The following is a 17,040-nucleotide window of genomic DNA, read 5'->3' on the forward strand; positions in this document are numbered from 1 at the left end:
TTGATCTCCGCCCACCCTACTGAAGCCCCTGCCCGCGGCTACGCGTCGACCTCACCGCGCCAGGCGAAGTCGAGGAGGGCCTCGGGGAGGTAGCCGGATTCGACCTCGACCGGCAGTCCGTTGGCCTTGGCCAGGCAGGCGATCGCCAGCGGTCCGATGGCGACAACGCCGTGGATGATCAGCTTCCGGTCCTCGTCGGCGGTCCAGTACTCCTTGTGCTGCCGCAGGGCGTCGGCCAGGGACTCGTTGAAGCCGGTGACATCACCGCGCAGGTAGCGGTAGAGCATCATGATCGGCGGACGGCAGAGCTTGGCCACTTCGTCCCCGTCGAGGGTCCGGGCCTGCTCGGGCACGCACAGGTTAACGGCCCGCACCAGGTGCGTGCGCAGGTCGTCACGTCGGAGCCAGAAGCTCTGGAGGGTCTCCACCCAGGCGTACGCGTACTCGTCCAGCCGACCGCCGAAGGCGCGCAGCAAGGACAGCGGGATGCGCGCCAGCATGTCGAGGCCGGCTGCGTCACGGCAGATGACCGCGAGGTAGAAGGCGTCGATCCAGGTGTGGGCGCTGAGGTAGGTCTGCGGCCCGGTGGTGGCCAGGTGGCGCTCTTCGTGGCGGATCCTGCAGGTGACCGTCTCCCGGTCGGGAGCGGTGGTGGCGGCGAAGACGGCCGAGTGCACTTGCATGGCCAGCCGCCAGGACTCCCAGGTCTCCCGCAGGGCGGCGCGGGGGTCCACGGCGGACCGCACGAGGGCGACGTTCAGCGCAGTCATGACCGCGCCCGACCTGGAGTTGTGCGAGGTCTCGAACTTCTCCAGCGAATAGGACACGGAACCCTCCATGACGGGGATGACCGCCGCCATGTCGTCCTTGGGATAGTCCTGGCGGGGGACGATCGCGGTCATGTGCGCCTTACGTGGGGAACTCGCCCAGCCAGCCGTGTTCGACGAGGTACTTCGGGATGAAAGGCGACTCCACACCGATCGGCAGCTTCCCGTCGTAAGCCAGGCATGCCATGGCGAGCGGCCCCAAGGCGACCGCGCCGTCGATGTCCTCCGCGCGTTCCTCGGTCAGCGTCCAGTAACCCTTGTGGAGGTGCAGCGCCTCCGCGAGGGCCGGGCCGAAGCCGTCCACGTTCTTGCGCACAAAGGTGTAGAAGAGGTTGATCGGCGGATACAGGAGGCCTTGAAGGAGATCCTGGGGAAGGCTGCGTGCCACCTCGGGGTTCGACATCTCGATGGCGGAGATGAGCCGTTCCGCCACCTCCGGACGCCGGAGCCAGTAGGACTGCTGTACATCCACCCAGTGGTAGTAGAACTCCTCGTAGGAGTCGTCTGCGGAACGAAGTCGCTCCAGCGGAATCTCGGACAACTCGGTCATCCGGCGCTGTTCACGGCAGATGACAGCCAGCCAGAAGGCAAGGAGCCAGTTGCCTGCGTCGGCGAACGGCTGAGGGCCGATGGCCTTGAGGGTCCGCGTCCTTCCGCTGATGAAGCACTCCACGGTCCCCTCGCTCGCGCCGGTCACGGCGAACAACGCCGAACCGAGCTGCATCGCGGTGACCGTGGCCTGCCACGTCTCCAGCGTGTCCGCTTCCGGGTCGGCCACGCAATGCGCCTGAAGGGCGAGGACGGCGGTGCTGAACGCGAAGTCGATGGCGTCCGCCGACTCCTCGAGGTTGTCGACGCGGCGCGCCACTGACGTGCTCAGTCGCGCGGCGAATCCAGCTGCGTCGGGCCCGGCCGCCAGGTGGGTGGCAACGGTCACAGCCATGGAAGGGTCCCCTAGCTTGAACGAATCGAACGGGACCTTGCTCTGCCCCTGCTCAGTACGGGTGCATGCCCCGCGAGGCCGTCAGGGAGGGAGTAACGTCGCGAAGGGCGGCCCACCGCCGTTCCTCTCCCGGATGGGGACTACGCGTCGAACTCGCCGCGCCAGGCGAAGTCGAGGAGGGCTTCGGGGAGGTACTCGGTCTCGACGTCGAACGGGAGGCCGTTGGCCTTCGCCAGGCAGGCGATCGCCAGAGGACCGAGAGCGACGATGCCCAGGATGTTCTGCCGGCGGTCTTCGTCGGCGGTCCAGTATTCCTTGTGCCAGCGGACGGCATCGGCAAGGGACTCGTTGAAGCCGGCGGCGTCGTTGCGCAGGTAGCGGTACAGCATCATGATCGGCGGATAGCGGAGCTTGCTCATCGTCTCGGCGTCTATGACGCGGGCCTGCTCGGGAGCGCTCAGGTCCACGGCGCGCACCAGGTGCGTGCCCACATCGTCGCGGCGGAGCCAGAAGCTCTGGAGGGTCTCCACCCACGCATAGGTGTACTCGTCCAGGGCGCCGCCGAAGTCGCGCAGCAGGGAGACCGGAATCCGCGACAGCATGTCGAGGCGGGCTGCTTCGCGGCAGATGATCGCGAGGTAGAAGGCGTTGAGCCAGGTGTTCGCGTTGAGATAGGTCTGCGGCCCGGTGGTCGCGAGGTGGCGCTCTTCCTGCCGGATCTTGCAGGTGACCGTCTCCCGGTCGGGGTCGACGGCGGCGAAGACGGCGGAGTGCACCTGCATCGCCAGCAGCCAGGACTCCCACGTCTCCAGCATGACGGCACCCGGATCCCCGACACAGCGCACGAAGGCGACGTTCAGCGACCTCATGACCGCGCCCGACCTGGAGTTGTGCGAGGTCTCGATCCCCTCCAGCGAATAGGACAGCGCCCCCTCCATGGAGGGAACCACCGCCGCCATCTCGTCCTTCGGATAGTCCTGGCGCGGCACGATCACGGACTCTGTCTCCTTTGTCAGATCTTGAAGAATTCGAGGACGGCCCCAGCGTACTGAGTGCCGCCATCCTTGGCCTTCACCATGGCGTACTCCAGGTTCCCGCTGTCCAGAGCCTTTGTGAGTTCATCCGCCAGATCCGAGTTCTTCCAGACCTTGCCCGAGGGGTCGGTCACCTTCAGGTTCGGCCGGAGTTCCATTTCGGCGATGATGGTGCGCAGGTACGGCTCGGTGCCCTGCTTCACCATGAAGCCCTCGGCCGGGCCGACTCCCTTGCGCCAGAGCAGGCTGGAGGACGGCGCTTTCGCCTCGATGATCATCAGCTTGCCGTCCGGGCGACGGTACAGCTGGTCGAACATGTTGGCACCGTTGGGCGTCTTCGGCAGTGGCTGCTCCACCGACCCGGGGAACCTCTCCGGGACCACATGCAGCCGTGCCGCGTCCTCGCCCAGTCGTTCCGAGAACGACGTGTTGTTGGAGGTGTTCTCGCCCCACCTCGGGGTCATGCGCGTGTCGAAACGCGCCTGTGCCCTGGCCAGTTCGTCCAGCGTATCGGCGGTGGGGCCGTTCTTGTGGGCGCGCTCGGCGTTGGCGAGGTCAACCGAGACCTTGCGGTCCCGTGCTACGTCGTCGAGGTGGTCGATCTGGGGGTGGGCCTCGTCGCGGAGGAACGGATCCTTGCCGAACTTGGTCTCGGAGCCGGCGGACGGGAGGCTGTTCTTGGAGATCCAGGAGCCGTCGCTGTCCTTCGCCAGGATCGGCAGCTCGACGCCGTCGATCTTGGTCTGAACGCTGTGACGGTGTCCGTCCACCCGGTAGTACTGGCTGAACCAGGCCTTGTCGTCGTTCGCCTTCTGGACGAACTCGTCCTGCTTGGCCTTGACCTGCTCCGGCGTCAGCTGCTGTCCGGCGGCAGGGGGGGTCGGCTGGCCGTCGTGACTGCCTGCCGGGGTCGTCCCGTCGTCCGCGCCCCGGGCCGCGTCGTCGCCCAGGGCAGGGATGCCGTCGTAGCCGGGGCCATGGCCGCCCAGCGGGTTGTGGGTGCCGCCCGGGCCGCCCGGGCCGTCGCCGTGGGTGGCTCCGGTGCTCGGGCCGTCGCCGTGGGTGGCGGCCGTGGACGGGGTGTCCGCGTGCGTGGCGGGCGTGCTCGGGGTGTCCGGGCGGCCGCCGCCCGGGTTGTTGAGGTCGCCCCGCGGCATGTTGTCCGGGGCGAGGCCGCCCGGGGTGTTGTCGACGCCGCGAGGGCCGTTGTCCAGGGTGTGGAGCGGGCCGTCGATGTGGGAGCCGAGGTTGATGCCGTTGTCGCCGCCGCGGCCGCCGACGCCGGCGAGTTCGAGTTCCGGGACCCTGGCGGTGGCGGGGGTGTCGACCTTGGGGGCCTCGGTGCGCGGTACGCCCGCGCCCGTCTCCGCTGCGGGCTCCTTCGGGGAGTCCTTGCCGGCCTGGGAGAGCGAGCCGTCCGCCTCGTAGATGTTGCCCTTGGGGTCCATGAACTGCGCCGGGCCGTCGACCGGGAGTTTGACCGTGCCCGGGGGGAACGTGGTGGTGCCCTCGGGGAGTCTGATGTTGCCGTCCGGGAGCTTGGCCGCCCCTTCGGGGATCACCGCGCCGGAGGGGAGGTGGATCGCGCCGTCGGGCAGCATCACGGCGCCGTCGGGGAGGGCGACCGCGCCGTCCAGGTTGATGCTCGGGACCTCGAACTTGCCCGCGCCCTTCAGACCGGCCATCACGTCGCCGATCTTGGAGAAGCCCGCCCCCGCGCCCTTGAAGATGTACGTCATCGGGTCGATGGCGTGACCGGCCTTGCCCGCGAAGGAGAGGGTCTTGGCGACCGCGCCCGCCTTGCCCGCGCCCGCCGCTGCGCCGCCCGCGCCGCCGGTGAAGATCGTGGTCACGACGTTGAAGGTGACCGCGCCCGCCGCCCGCGAAGGGTTCGAGCCCCACTGGTCCCAGGCCAGCAGCGCCTTGCCCGTCTCCTTCATCGCCGTACGGGAGTCCCGCAGCCAGGACGGCAGCTTGTCGTCCGGCGCGGACAGGAACAGCGGGCCGGCACCGGGGATCGACAGGATGGCCAGGCCGGTACCCAGCTTGGCCAGGCCCGTCCAGGACTGCTTGAAGACGTCCCAGCCCTGCAGCCCGACGAGGCCGCCCAGGCCCTTCAGGGTCCCCCAGACGCCGTCGACGACGACGCCCTTGCCGAACTCCCAGGCGTGCTCCCACACCTGCCAGGCGGGGATGGACTCCTCCACCGCGTCGCCCCAGGGCAGGGACTTGGACTGCTTCATCGCCTCGGCGTCGTAGCCGTACATGTCCTTGGCATTGGAGCCGTCGTTGACCCGCAGCGGCTTGCCGCCGACCAGCGCGACGATCTTCGCGTGGGCAGCGCGTTCCACTTCCTGGAACTCGGCCCACACCTCGGCGATCTTGTTGCGGCGCTCGAGGTTCTCGTCGATCAGATCGCCGTCCTCACGCCACTTGTCCTCCTTGGAGACCTTCGTGCGGAACGCTTCCGCCTCCGCCTTCAGATTCTCCAGCTTCTTGACGACGGGTGCGGCGTCACGGGAGTACGTGCCCAGGGCGCCGGCGATGGTGCACATGTCGGAGCTGAGCTTCAGTCCCAGGTCGGAGACCGGCTTCGTCGTCGCGAACAGCTGGTCCGCCTCGGGCGCCTGGTAGAACGCCTGCAGGCCACCGAAGCTGCTGTGGACGTCGGACGCCTTCGTCGAGACGGCCGCCCCGCCCGACGAGATCTCCTTCACCTTCGCGTCGAGAGTCGCCAGATTCCCCGTGAAGACCGGTACCTCTGCCGGATCGACCGGCGCGTCCCCGCTCACTTCTTCCCCCCGGTCTTCTCACGCAGGATGTCGAGGTTGACGGACTTCGCCGCGTCCTGGGCGGCCTTCGCCTGGTCCAGGTCGCCCTCCAGGTACTCGTTCGTCGCCGCGACCGCGCCGAGGACGCACGCCTCGATCCGCTCCGCCATCGACTTGAACTCCGGCTTGCGGGCAGTGAGGTACTCGCCCAGCGCGGCCGCGACCGGCCCCATCGCCTTCTGCGACAGGGGCGGCGCCCCCACCGGCACCGGGCCCTGCAGTTTCGTCTCAGCCTGCGAGCCCGGCACCGCCGTCCCCGCCGCCTGAGCCGCCTCCGACATGGCTGTGAGCAGCGCGTTCAAGGCCTTCTCCAGCTCGCCGGCGTTCCCGCCGACGGTCTTCAACTGGCCCTGCACACCCTGCGGCTTGATGTCCCATGACGTCATGGACGATCCACCCCCGTGAATCCGGCTGCCCTACTGTCCCGCTGTCCCACCGATCGGCTGAAACGATCCTGCTCAGCCGATGTTGTCGACCGCGGCCTTCGCGCGCTGCAGCGTCTGCCGCGCGGTCGCGTCGTTCTTCTCCAGCGTCGTGTTCAGCAGCTGGATGATGTTCTTGACCTCCTGCGAGGCGTTCTTCCACCGCAGTTCCTTGGCGTGGTAGTCGTCCGCCACACCGTCCGCCGCGAAGTCCGACATCGCCGCCGCCACCTGCGCCTCACGCGCGGCGATCACCTGCTCCAGCTGCCCGATGACCGCTTTGATACCGCCCTGCACCTCGGTCGAGGCACCCACGTCGTACGCACGACGGTCCGTCCCACCCGTACCCATGACAACCACACTCCCCGTGAGATGTAAGAAGAGAGACCCGGAACCCTGCGCGCTCAGCGGCCGCGGAAGCGGGCCGCGTCGAAGTTCGCCGAACCCTGCGTCTGACGCGCGTTCTCGCCCTGCTCCTGGTCACCCGACCCGAACGCCTGCTCCATGCCCGACTGGCCGCCCAGGATCGCCGCCAGCGAGGCGTTCAGCTCCTTCGCGATCCCGTCCGCACGCAGCTTGAACGAGTCGAACGCGACCTTGCCCTGCCCCTGGAACTTGCCCTCCAGCGGCTGCGCCGCCACCACCAGCTGCTTCACCAGCGAACCCAGATCGGTATTCGAGGTCCGCGAACCCGACATCAGGTTCGTCAGAACCTGCGTCCCCATGTCGAACTTCATCTCACACTCCCCCGTGCTCTCGAACGGCCGTCAATCAGCCATCAGTATGACCAGTTCTATCAACATACATCGCAGCTGCAACGTGCAACGGTCCAGTTGTGGCGTACTTATGACAATCCGCCAGGCATCTTCACGATCCCTTCAGATGCCGCGTCAGCCGCTCGAAGTCCGCCCACCCGGCCAGGTCCGAAGGATCCCCGGGCAGCGGGTAGTAGTAGCCGGGGCGGGACTTGGGGCCCAGTTGCACCGGAGCCTCGGCCAGCGGTGTGCGCCGGGCCCGGTCGTCCGGCATGCCGCGGACCTCCTCCGCGCCCAGGACGAAGGCCAGCGGCACCCCCGGCCCCTCGAAGCGCGGCGGTACCAGCAGGTCACGGCGGGCTTTGCGGAGCTGTACGAGCATCGACTGGAGACGGTGGCGGGTGACGAGCGCCTCCGCGACCCGGGGGAGGGCGGCCAGGGGCGGCTCCTCGCCGTCGCCGTAGCCCAGAGCCATCGTCACGGTCTCCTCGACGCCCGCCTTCGTACGGCTCACCCGCACCGTGGCCAGTCCGGGCCGGTCCGGTCCGCCCACCACCACGAACCAGGTCGGCTCGGGGGCCCGCGCGAACGCCACGTCGGTCAGCCGGCCCGGCGACCAGGGCAGGTTGGCGGGCTCGGCGGTGCTCCAGCCCGCCGGCGGGGCGCCCGTCAGCTCGCGCCACACCGTCTCCAGGGCCCCGCCGAGGACCAGCCGGTCGTCCGCGGGGTGGATGGTGCGGAAGGTGAGGGCCAGCTGCCGCTGCGCCGTCTCCGCTACCTCCTGGTACGAGGCGGCGACCGGCGTCCGCGGGTCGTCCTCGGTGGCGTCCGGGGCGACGACCGTGGCGAACATGCCCTCCTGCCAGCGCAGCACCGCGCCCGAGAGGCCGTCGTAGTAGCCCGCCCGCTGGTCCTGCACGACCCACCGCGAGGGCCACTCCGGCATGTTCGCCAGCACCGCCGGGGACAGCACCGTCCCCGGCGGGGTGACGATCTGCAGGCCCCGCTCGGCCGCCGCGGCGGCCCGGAAGGCGTCGGAGAGCCAGGCCGTCATCGCGACGACCGGCCGGTCCATGATGACCACGGCGACGTTGGGGGTCAGCACGTCGACGGCGGGCTGCGCCGCGGCCGGCGTCGGCGCCACGCCGATGCCGTCGCTCTCCACCACCGCCACCGACCGCGCTGCCTCCGGCGGCCAGGCGCTCCCGCCGGCGAGCGAGGCCAGGCGGGCCGCGAAGGTGCCCGCGAGGCGCTCGGCCTCGGGCACGCCGGTGGTGGCGCGGGCCTCGGTCCACCAGTAGGGGACGCGCGGCGGGGTGGCGCCGAGCAGCCGCTCCGCCTCCCCCTCGACCTGCACCAGCAGGGGCGCCTCGACCGAGACGAGCGGCCGCCCCTGCTCGTCGCAGAGCTGGATCACCGCCCCGTCACCGGCCGTGTCCACCAGCTTGTCGGGGCCGCCGGACAGCAGTCCCGCGAGCACCGTCCAGGGGGCGGGCATCCGCTGGGTCAGAGCTACGACGTCCTTGGTCATACGGTTCTGCGGCCCTTCACTCCGAGGTGTACACGGTCTGGACGAGGCGGTTGGACTGGCCCCTGCGGACGAGGACGCCGCGGCCGGGGGGCTGCAGGGAGGCGTACACCCCCGGGAACAGCTGGCCCTCGCCCCGGTCGCCCGCCATGACGATCGCCGAGGCGCCCGATTCGCGCAGGCCCTGCACCAGCGGCTCGTACATCCCGCGCGAGGCGCCCGCGACGCGGCGGGTCAGCACGAAGTGCAGGCCGATGTCGGCCGCCGACGGGATGTACGGGACGAACGGGGCCAGCGGTGACTGTCCCGCGGTGGTCAGCACGTCGTAGTCGTCGACGAGGACCACGATCCGCGGGCCGCCGCCCCAGCTGCCCGGTTCCAGGTCCTCCAGCGGGGCGCTGTCGTCGGGCATCCGCCGTTCCAGCTCGCCGGCGATGCCCGCGGCCAGGCCGGCGCACATCTTGGCGTTGTAGGCGTAGCCGCCGTTGAACTCCTCCGGGACCACACCGCGCAGGCTGCGCCGCGGGTCCATGATCGCGAAGACCAGTTCGTCCTCGCCGTAGCGCTCGATGAGACCGGCGGCGACCGTCTTGAGCAGGTTCGTCTTGCCGCACTCGCTGTCGCCCATGACCAGCAGGTGCTGGTCGTGGTGGAACAGGTCGAGCAGTACGGGAGCCAGCGCCGTCTGGTCCAGTCCGATCGGCACCCGCTTCGGCTCGGCGACCGGGCCCGGCAGCAGGTGCGGCTCCAGTACGTGCGGCAGCACCCGGACCGGCTGGGCTGCGTCGCCGCTCCAGGTGGCGCGGATCGTGCGGGCCGTGCGTTCCAGGACGGAGCCCAGTTCCGAGGTGTCGGTGAGCCCGTCCGTGCGGGGCAGCGCCACCTGCGCGAAGAGCTTGCCGTCGGTGAGGACCCGGCCGGGCTCGTCGGGCGCCAGGGTCTCGGCGAGCTTGCGCTCGATGCTGGACTCGCTGGGGTCGTTCAGGCGCAGCTCGACGCGCGTGCCGAAGTTCGACTGGACGGCGATGCGGACGTCGTTCCAGCGGAGCATGCCCGCGACGACGTGGACGCCATAGCCTCCGCCGCGCTTGAGGATGTCGACGACGGCGTCGTCGAGCTCCTCGAAGTCGTCGCGCAGCGCGCCGAACCCGTCGATGACCAGGACGATCTCGGCGGAGGCCAGCTGCGGCAGCCGGCCGGCCGCGTGCAGGGTGCGCAGCTGCTCGACGGAGTCGATGCCGTGCTCGCGGAAGAGGTCCTCGCGCAGGGCGAGCATGGTGCGTACCTCTTCGACGGTGCGGGCCGCCCGCTCACGGTCGGCGCGTCCCGCGATCCCGCCCACGTGCGGCAGCCCGGACAGGGCCTGCAGGCCGCCGCCGACCAGGTCGAGGCCGTAGACGCCGACCTCCTGCGGGGTGTGGGTCAGGGCGAGCGAGAGGACCAGGGTCCGCAGCAGGGTGGTCTTGCCGGACTGCGGGCCGCCGATGACGGCGACGTGGCCGCCCGCGACGGTGAGGTCGAGGTACCACTGCCCCTGCCACTGCTTCGTCGGGTCGTCGAGCAGGCCGAGCGGCACCACGAGCCGGTCGCGGCGTGCGGTGAGCTGCATGCCCCGCACGCCCACGTCGAGGGGGCCGGCGACGGAGTCCAGGGCGATCGCGCCGGGCAGCGGCGGCAGCCAGATGCGGCGCACCGGGCCCGCGGCGTGCTCCAGCTGCTCGACGATGACGCCCATCTCGGTGGGGCCGGTCTCGCGGCGGCGCGCCGAGGGCTCCGGGCCGCCCGTGTTCTCCGGCTCGGACAGGGAGTTGAACGCCCCGTACTCCAGGGCGAGCGGTCCGCTGTCCGCGTCCTCGGCGCGCTGTACGGGGCCGCGGTAGGCGCCGGAGACGTAGCTCGCCTTGAAACGTTCGTAGTGGCTGGTGTCGACCTTGAGGTAGCCGAAGCCGGGCAGCGGCGGGAGGTGGAAGGCGTCGGTGGTGTCGAGGACGGTGCGGGACTCGTCGGCGGAGAAGGTGCGCAGGCCCAGGCGGTACGAGAGGTAGGTGTCCAGGCCCTTGAGCTTGCCGCCCTCGATGCGCTGGCTGGACAGCAGCAGGTGCACGCCGATGGACCGGCCGATGCGGCCGATGGACAGGAACAGGTCGATGAAGTCGGGTTTGGCGGTGAGCAGTTCGCCGAACTCGTCGATGACGACGAACAGGTGCGGGAGCGGGTCAAGGTCGGGCCGGCGGTCGGCGCGCAGCGCGGCGTAGTCGCCGATGTCGGCGACGTTGCCGGCGTCCTTGAGGACCTGCTGGCGGCGCTTGACCTCGCCGGCGAGGGAGGCGTGGACGCGCTCGACGAGACCGGCCTGGTTCTCCAGGTTGGTGATGACGCCGGCGACGTGCGGGAGGTCGGCGAACGGCGCGAAGGTCGCACCGCCCTTGTAGTCGACGAGGACCAGGGCGAGGTCCTCGGGCGGGTGGGTGGCCACCAGGGCGAGGACCAGGGTGCGCAGCAGCTCGGACTTTCCGGAGCCGGTCGCGCCGACGCACAGGCCGTGCGGGCCCATGCCCAGCTCGGAGGATTCCTTCAGGTCGAGCAGGACGGGCTCGCGGGCGTCGCTGATGCCGATGGGGACGCGCAGGAAGGCGCGTTCGCCGCGCGGGGCCCACAGGCTCGCGAGGTCGAGGCGGGCCACGTCGTCGATGCCGAGCAGGTCGGCGAAGTCGACGGGGCCGGACAGCGGGGCGTCGATGAGGGACTCGGCGGACAGGCGCAGCGGGGCGAGCATCCGGGCCAGGCCCTCGGCGAAGGGGATGCCGACCTCGTCCACGGTGCCGTGGGCGCTGATGGGCTCGTCCTGGCGCAGGTCCTCGATGAGCACCCGGTCGCCGTCGACGGTGATCCGTACGCCGACGTGGCCGGGCTCCTGGATGCGCTGTTCGAGCAGGTGCAGGACGGTGACGCCCATCTCGCGCAGGCCGACCGCCTCGTCGGGGCGCGGCAGTTCGACGGCGTCCTCCCCGTGCCCGTCGGTCACGACCAGCAGCCGCGACGTCATGGCCAGGGCGTCCTTGCCGGACAGTCCGCGCCGCACCTCGGCGGCGTAGGAGGCGCGGCGGCGCAGCTCAGGGCCGATCTGCCGGGCGAGCTGGTCCGGGGAGGGGGCGATACGGCGGGCGGCGACGGGGCCGTCGAGCTGTTCGGTGTCCAGGAGGTGCGGCATCCACTTGGCCCACTCCCAGTCGGGGAGCCGGTCGCCGGGCACGGCGAGCGCGATCGCCACGTCGTCGGGGGCGTGCATGGCGGCGGCCTGGACCAGCAGGGCGCGGGCGACGCGCAGGCAGTCCTCGCGGGGGCCGATGACGCTGATGTTGCCGATGCGGTCCAGCGGCACGGTGAGGGGCAGCTCGGTGCCGTTGCGGAAGCGGGCGGTGAGCGCCGAGGCCTCGTTCAGCATGAACTGGTCGGGCGGGGTGAGGACGGTGGAGCCCTGCTGGCCGATCTGCAGGTCGCGGACCGGCATCTCACCGGTGCCGACGCGCACGCGCAGGAAGTCCCCGTCGGTGCGGCGGCGCTCCCACAGCCGGGCCGGGTCGCGGACGATGTCGTACAGGGCGTGCGGCGGCGGGTTGAGCACGTCGGCGTGCTCGCCGCGTTCGCGTTCCTCGGCGGAGAGCTCCTCGCGCAGGTCCTCCAGGTAGGCGAGGTAGGCCTCGCGCTGGGTGCGGCGGGTGCGCTGGGCCTTGCCGCGCTGGGAGAAGACGAGCGCGACCGAGCCGACGATGGTGACGACGAGGATCAGCGCGCCGAGCGCCGCGAACTGGCTGTTGCGGACGACTGTCATCATCACGACGGACGACATGACGCCGGCCACGGGCAGCAGCGACATCGCGATGCTGCCCGCCTTCCCCTCGGGGAGGTTGGGCGGGGCCTCGATGGTGCGCGCCTCGGGGGGCGCCGGCGGCCTGACGGTCCGCGCCGGGCGGTGGATCAGTCGGGTACTCATCGTCAGTGGCGCTTCTGGGAGAGCTGGAAGACGTCCGCGGCGAGCCGGGCGGCGGTCTGCCGGGTGGAGTGGGCGAGCAGTTCGGTGCGGATGTGGCCGCCGTCGGCGAGGTGGCGGTCGTACGGCAGGACGTGGACGCTCGGCCCGGCCGCCTCCAGGGTGCGTACGGCGTCGGCGAGGTCGACCCCGGAGTGCGGCGCCTGCTCGGTGATGACGACGCAGGTGCTGGCCAGCATGTGCGGCGGCAGGCCCTTCATCCACTGCAGGACGGCGAAGGTGCTGCTGACGCCGTCCAGGGTGGCGGGGGTGGTCAGTACGCGGGCCTGGGAGGCGGAGAGCGCGACGCGGGCGACCTCGGCGGGGAGCGTCTCGCAGTCGACGACGGTGACGCCGAAGTAGCGGCGCAGCGCGACCATGGCCCGTTCGTAGGCGCGGGTGTCGAGCATCGCGCCGATCTGGCCCTGGCTGCCGGGCAGCAGCCAGGCGTTGTCGCGGAGCTGGACGAGGTAGCCGGTGATGTCGAGCAGCGACATCTGGGGCTCGACGATGTCCGCGACGTCGCCGGTGGTCCAGCGCAGGCTCTCGGCGCCGAGCCGGATGGGCAGGGAGCCGAGGGCCGGGTCGGCCTCGACGAAGAGGACGGGGTCCTGCCGGTAGTGCGCGTAGGTGGTGCCGAGCAGGGCGGCGACCGTGGACTTGCCGGCGCCGCCGCGGATGGAGGTGACGGCGATCTGGCGCCCGGTGGTCACCGGCTGCTGGAGCAGTTCGGCGGCGCGGGTGGCTTCGGCGACCTCGCGGGCGGCCGAGGAGGAAACGGTTCTCCGTACGGCGCGCAGGGCGCGGGCGCCGAACGGTTCGCCGTGCCGGGGCTTGCGGCCGGTTCCGGAGAGCTGCCGGTCCACCGCGGGCTTGGAGTCGGGGGTGGTACGGCTCCGCTGCCCGGGGCCGGCGGCGGCGTACGCGGTCTGGGGCTGCGCCTGTGCCTGCGGCTGCTGGGGCGGCTGGGCCTGGGCCTGCGGGTACGGCCGGGCCTGCGGCGGGACGCCGCCCTGGGGGCCGGCGGGAGCGTGCCCACCGGGGCCGGCCGCCGGACGCTGGGCCGCGCCGGGGCCCTGCGCTCCGGTGGCCTGCGGTCCGGCCCCCGGGGCGGGGGCCTGCGCGGCGGGACCCGCGGCCGGCCGCTGGTGCGGCCCGGCCTGCCCCTGGGCCGGAGGCTGTGCCTGGGCCGGAGGCTGCCCCTGCGCCGGAGGCTGTGCCTGGGCCGGAGGCTGTGCTCCGCCCTTGAGGTCGCGCAGGACGTCGCCCTGCCAGTTCTCTGCGTTCGGCATGTCTGCCCCTGCCCCTCTTCCTCAGAACTTGTTGAGCAGCTGCCCGTACACGCCGAACACCCCGACGGCGAGCGGGAAGAGCCCCACCATGCCCACCGATTCGATGAGGTCGGCCGTGCGCCGCAGCCGGACCCGCACGTGGTCCGGCGGCTGCACCGCGAGGACCAGCAGCGGCAGCAGCGCGGCCAGGACCAGGACGGCGAGCGGGCCGGCGCCCCCGTCGTGCCCGGTCCACAGGATCACCAGGCGTACGACGAGCAGGGCCGCGGCGGCGAACAGCGCGACGACCTCGGCCACCAGCGGGAAGGCGCGCGCCCGCGACAGCAGCACCACCGCGACGAGCGACGGCAGCGAGACCGTCCACACGGAGGGCTTCTCGGCCAGCGTCAGCAGCCAGCCGGCGCCCGCCGCCGAGGCGGCGGTGACGATGGTGGCGAGGGCGAGCCCGCGGTGCGTGGCGGCGAGCGCGTTGCCCACCTCGTGGCGGCTGACGGAGGCGCCGCCCGAGCGGCGGTCGTCGAGGGCGGTGAGTCCGGAGGCCATCAGGGCCAGCCTCGGCAGCAGGCCGAGCAGCACCACGGAGACGAGGGCCATGACGGCGCCGAGCTTGGCCGGGTCGCCCTGGACCGCGGCGGCGGCCTCCCACAGGGCGGTGATCACGGCGGTGGCCATGGCGCCGAAGAGCCCGCCGCGGCCGAGCGGGGAGAAGTAGCCGAGCAGGGCCAGCGTCAGGACGAGCGCGCCCGCGACGGCGGCGAGCCGCGCGGTGCCCGGCCAGTCGTGGGCGTCCGCGGCGGTCCAGGCGGTGAGGACGCCGAGCCCGCCGGAGGCGAGCAGGAGCGCCGTCGCCAGGCCCCGGTTGCCCTGGCCGACCCGTGAGACGAGGGCGCCGGACGCCATCAGGACGAGTGTGACGACGGCCAGGGCCGCGGCCAGCGACTCCAGGGCGAACTCGCGGCGGGCGAGCAGCGCTGCGGTCACGGTGAAGGCGACGGTCGCCACGCCCGCGCTGCCCCGCCGGGCGGCGGGACGCCAGCGCCACGCCTGGAGGTCGAGGTCGTCCGAGACCAGGTCGGTGACGTCGTGGACCACCGGGGCGGGCGGTGCGGAATGGCTCCTGACCAGGCGCAGCACCGCACCGTCGGCTATCCCGGCCGTCGCCAGTGTGCTGTCGTGCGGCAGCGCCGAACCGTCCGGCGCGATCAGCTGACGGGTCAGCGGGCGCGAGGCGGCCCGGTCGTCGAGCAGCTGCAGTATGTCCGGCAGCAGTTGACCGATCGGCGTGTCGGACGGCAGGACCATGTCCGCCCGGCGCCGCTCGCCGATCAGGGTCACCCGGCTCAGTTGCGCCCGGGAAGTCGTTGCTGTGCTCACCACTTGCGGGAACCTATCATCGCGGGTTTGCGACCTTTCGGGGCCAAGGGGACATGACGCTGCTGCCGGACCGTGAACTCTCCCGGATCTGCACGCCTGATGCTTCTTCCGCTACGAACGCACCGGCTACGGCGACTTGGCCGAGTGCGAGGGGGAGGGCTGTGACGTCTTCGACGGTTTGGGGGACTTCGACGGCTTCGCCGCCGACGGGCTCGCCGGGGCGGAGGGCTGGGGGGACGTGCCGGGCTGGTCGAGCGGCTGCAGTCGGCCTTGCTGCTGTTGTTGCTGCTTCTGCTGCTCGGCCTTCTGCTTGGCGAGCGTGTGCTGGACGAAGGACCAGCCGACGCAACCCGCGCACAGGACGGCCGCGATGGCGATGCCCGCGAACAGCTTCCCCAGCCGTTCGTCCGCCGTGCGCCGCGCCCGCTGGGCGCCGAAGAGCAGGGCGTCCCTCATCCTGCGGCGGCGTACCGCCACCGACTCCAGAAGCTGGCTGTCGTAGTCCCTTGCCATCTGTCGTCCGTCGCCCCCGGTCCCGGCTCGTCGAGCGCCTGTCACCGCTCCGGGGCGCGGCTCCTGACTGTGTGCCAATGCCGGGCCCCGTGTTTTGCCTCTGCAACATAGAGCATGTGTGCGGATCCGGCACATCCGGACCGGGGACCGGACCGGGGCCGGACCGGGGGCCGGAACGGGGGCCGGACCGGGTGGCTCAGCGTGGAGCGGCCCGGGCGCCCGCGGCCCGCCGCCGCGATCCGGAAGGGGGCGGCCACCGGCCGCAACTCCCGTCGTAGCGTGGGTCCTTCGGGACCGCTTCCGCCGTCCCGCGCGCCCCGTACACCCCAGGGAGAGGCACATGACCGGTCAGGCAGTGCAGCAGCAGGGCAACCAGTCCACCCCGCAGGCCGATCCGGGCGTGGTGGTCCGCGTGGCCGGCGCGGCGGACGTCGAAGCGGCGGCCGCGCTGTTCCGCGGCTACCTCGACTTCTACGAGGTGGAGGTCGGGGACCCGGACGCCCCGCGGGCCTTCCTGGCCGAGCGCATCGCGAAGGACGAGTCCCTGGTCCTGCTCGCCGACGCCCCCGGATCCGGGACGGTCGGCTTCGCGCAGGTCTACCGCGCCTTCTCCTCCCTGTCGCTGACGACCGCCTGGATCCTCAACGACCTCTACGTCGCCCCCTCCGGCCGCCGCACCGGCGCCGGCCGGGCGCTGCTGCGCGAGGTGCTGCGCCGGGCCCGCGAGGCCGGGGTGTCGTGCGTCCAGCTGGAGACCGCGTACGACAACACGGTCGCGCAGGGGCTGTACGAGGCGGAGGGCTTTGTCCGCGAGCAGTTCCACGTGTACGTCCACGACCTCGGCGGCGCCGGGACTTCCGCCGGGGCGTGAAACGTTTCCGGTCCGCCGTCGCGTCAAGGGAGTGAGACGGACGCGAGGGGGAGTGGATGCGACAGGGCCGCAGGGACGGGTTCCGTGAATTCGCGGCAGGCCGGTCGGGGCACCTGTACCGATCGGCATGTCTGCTGGCGAGCGGGGACACGCACCTCGCGGAGGACCTGGTGCAGGAGACCCTGGGCCGGATGTACCTGCACTGGGGCCGGATATCCCGGGTGGACAATCCGGCGGCGTACGCGCAGACGGTGCTGGTACGGGCCTATCTCACGCACCGGCGCCGCCGGTCGGCGGGGGAGCGCCCGGTCGGCGAGCTGCCGGACACCTCGGCGGTGGCGGCCGGCGGCGGTGATCCGGCGCTGCGGATGACCCTGCTGCAGGCGCTGGGGCGGCTGGCTCCCAAGGACCGGGCGGTGCTGGTGCTGCGCTACTGGGAGGACCGCAGCGTCGAGGAGACCGCGGACGCGATGAACGTCAGCTCGGCGGCGGTCCGTACCCGCTGCTCGCGGGCGCTGGCCCGGCTGCGGGAGCAGCTGGGCGGCAGCCTCTCCGCCTTCGCGGAATTCTGAGGGCGCCGGACCTCCCGCGCCCCCGCACGGCCCCTCCCCACCCCTGAA

The 17,040-nt window shown here is 71.8% G+C and carries 14 protein-coding genes; 2 read left to right on the top strand and 12 right to left on the bottom strand.

Translation table 11 applies throughout. The features are described from left to right. Positions 1 to 38: 38 nt before the first annotated feature. From NRK68_RS18535 to NRK68_RS18590, 12 genes are all read right to left on the bottom strand, one after another. Positions 39 to 902 (bottom strand): immunity 49 family protein, encoded by an 864-nt coding sequence (locus tag NRK68_RS18535; protein WP_257856258.1) that lies wholly within the window; start codon positions 900 to 902, stop codon positions 39 to 41. A gap of 7 nt (positions 903 to 909) precedes the next feature. Further along, a complete protein-coding gene (locus NRK68_RS18540; protein ID WP_257856259.1) occupies positions 910 to 1,770 on the bottom strand; it encodes an immunity 49 family protein in 861 nt (286 codons plus the stop codon). Between the two features lie 140 nt (positions 1,771 to 1,910). Continuing rightward, complete coding sequence (locus NRK68_RS18545) at positions 1,911 to 2,765, bottom strand: immunity 49 family protein (RefSeq protein WP_257856260.1); 855 nt, start codon at positions 2,763 to 2,765, stop codon at positions 1,911 to 1,913. A 17-nt stretch (positions 2,766 to 2,782) separates the two neighbouring features. After that, positions 2,783 to 5,596: a hypothetical protein gene (locus tag NRK68_RS18550; RefSeq protein ID WP_257856261.1), complete on the bottom strand. Its 2,814-nt coding sequence runs from the start codon at positions 5,594 to 5,596 to the stop codon at positions 2,783 to 2,785. Continuing rightward, positions 5,593 to 6,021: a DUF6507 family protein gene (locus tag NRK68_RS18555; protein WP_183066616.1), complete on the bottom strand. Its 429-nt coding sequence runs from the start codon at positions 6,019 to 6,021 to the stop codon at positions 5,593 to 5,595. Before NRK68_RS18555 ends, NRK68_RS18550 begins: the two co-directional genes overlap by 4 nt. A gap of 72 nt (positions 6,022 to 6,093) precedes the next feature. After that, positions 6,094 to 6,408 carry a pore-forming ESAT-6 family protein gene (locus NRK68_RS18560; RefSeq protein ID WP_045320797.1) on the bottom strand — a complete coding sequence of 105 codons (315 nt, stop codon included), beginning with the start codon at positions 6,406 to 6,408 and terminating at the stop codon, positions 6,094 to 6,096. Between the two features lie 53 nt (positions 6,409 to 6,461). Further along, positions 6,462 to 6,794 (bottom strand): hypothetical protein, encoded by a 333-nt coding sequence (locus NRK68_RS18565; RefSeq protein ID WP_183066617.1) that lies wholly within the window; start codon positions 6,792 to 6,794, stop codon positions 6,462 to 6,464. A 130-nt stretch (positions 6,795 to 6,924) separates the two neighbouring features. Further along, on the bottom strand, positions 6,925 to 8,343 hold the full coding sequence (locus NRK68_RS18570) for a DUF6177 family protein (RefSeq protein ID WP_257856262.1): 1,419 nt from the start codon (positions 8,341 to 8,343) through the stop codon (positions 6,925 to 6,927). Between the two features lie 16 nt (positions 8,344 to 8,359). Next, positions 8,360 to 12,334, bottom strand: coding sequence for a type VII secretion protein EccCa (gene eccCa / locus NRK68_RS18575; RefSeq protein ID WP_183066619.1), 3,975 nt, complete (start codon positions 12,332 to 12,334; stop codon positions 8,360 to 8,362). A 2-nt stretch (positions 12,335 to 12,336) separates the two neighbouring features. After that, the gene (locus NRK68_RS18580) at positions 12,337 to 13,662 is read right to left on the bottom strand and encodes a MinD/ParA family ATP-binding protein (protein ID WP_183066620.1); all 1,326 of its coding nucleotides are present in this window, start codon (positions 13,660 to 13,662) and stop codon (positions 12,337 to 12,339) included. Between the two features lie 21 nt (positions 13,663 to 13,683). Next, positions 13,684 to 15,039, bottom strand: a complete 1,356-nt coding sequence (eccD, locus tag NRK68_RS18585; RefSeq protein WP_183066621.1) for a type VII secretion integral membrane protein EccD — start codon at positions 15,037 to 15,039, stop codon at positions 13,684 to 13,686. A gap of 123 nt (positions 15,040 to 15,162) precedes the next feature. Next, entirely contained in the window at positions 15,163 to 15,549 is a 387-nt protein-coding gene (locus NRK68_RS18590) for a hypothetical protein (protein WP_183066622.1), read from the bottom strand. A 340-nt stretch (positions 15,550 to 15,889) separates the two neighbouring features. Between NRK68_RS18590 and NRK68_RS18595 the strand changes: the two genes are divergently transcribed. Continuing rightward, positions 15,890 to 16,420 (top strand): GNAT family N-acetyltransferase, encoded by a 531-nt coding sequence (locus tag NRK68_RS18595; RefSeq protein ID WP_257856263.1) that lies wholly within the window; start codon positions 15,890 to 15,892, stop codon positions 16,418 to 16,420. A gap of 56 nt (positions 16,421 to 16,476) precedes the next feature. Next, positions 16,477 to 16,992 (top strand): SigE family RNA polymerase sigma factor, encoded by a 516-nt coding sequence (locus NRK68_RS18600; protein WP_046777894.1) that lies wholly within the window; start codon positions 16,477 to 16,479, stop codon positions 16,990 to 16,992. Positions 16,993 to 17,040 lie beyond the last annotated feature (48 nt).

This window comes from Streptomyces yangpuensis, from assembly GCF_024666385.1.
Taxonomy (GTDB): domain Bacteria; phylum Actinomycetota; class Actinomycetes; order Streptomycetales; family Streptomycetaceae; genus Streptomyces; species Streptomyces yangpuensis.

Excerpts from the sequence above, each read along its gene's own strand:
- NRK68_RS18590 (WP_183066622.1), bottom strand. The coding sequence starts at position 15,549 with ATGGCAAGGGACTACGACAGCCAGCTTCTGGAGTCGGTGGCGGTACGC.
- NRK68_RS18570 (WP_257856262.1), bottom strand. The coding sequence starts at position 8,343 with ATGACCAAGGACGTCGTAGCTCTGACCCAGCGGATGCCCGCCCCCTGG.
- NRK68_RS18565 (WP_183066617.1), bottom strand. The coding sequence starts at position 6,794 with ATGAAGTTCGACATGGGGACGCAGGTTCTGACGAACCTGATGTCGGGT.
- NRK68_RS18595 (WP_257856263.1), top strand. The coding sequence starts at position 15,890 with ATGACCGGTCAGGCAGTGCAGCAGCAGGGCAACCAGTCCACCCCGCAG.
- NRK68_RS18580 (WP_183066620.1), bottom strand. The coding sequence starts at position 13,662 with ATGCCGAACGCAGAGAACTGGCAGGGCGACGTCCTGCGCGACCTCAAG.
- NRK68_RS18555 (WP_183066616.1), bottom strand. The coding sequence starts at position 6,021 with ATGACGTCATGGGACATCAAGCCGCAGGGTGTGCAGGGCCAGTTGAAG.
- NRK68_RS18560 (WP_045320797.1), bottom strand. The coding sequence starts at position 6,408 with ATGGGTACGGGTGGGACGGACCGTCGTGCGTACGACGTGGGTGCCTCG.
- eccCa (WP_183066619.1), bottom strand. The coding sequence starts at position 12,334 with ATGAGTACCCGACTGATCCACCGCCCGGCGCGGACCGTCAGGCCGCCG.
- NRK68_RS18535 (WP_257856258.1), bottom strand. The coding sequence starts at position 902 with ATGACCGCGATCGTCCCCCGCCAGGACTATCCCAAGGACGACATGGCG.
- NRK68_RS18600 (WP_046777894.1), top strand. The coding sequence starts at position 16,477 with ATGCGACAGGGCCGCAGGGACGGGTTCCGTGAATTCGCGGCAGGCCGG.
- NRK68_RS18540 (WP_257856259.1), bottom strand. The coding sequence starts at position 1,770 with ATGGCTGTGACCGTTGCCACCCACCTGGCGGCCGGGCCCGACGCAGCT.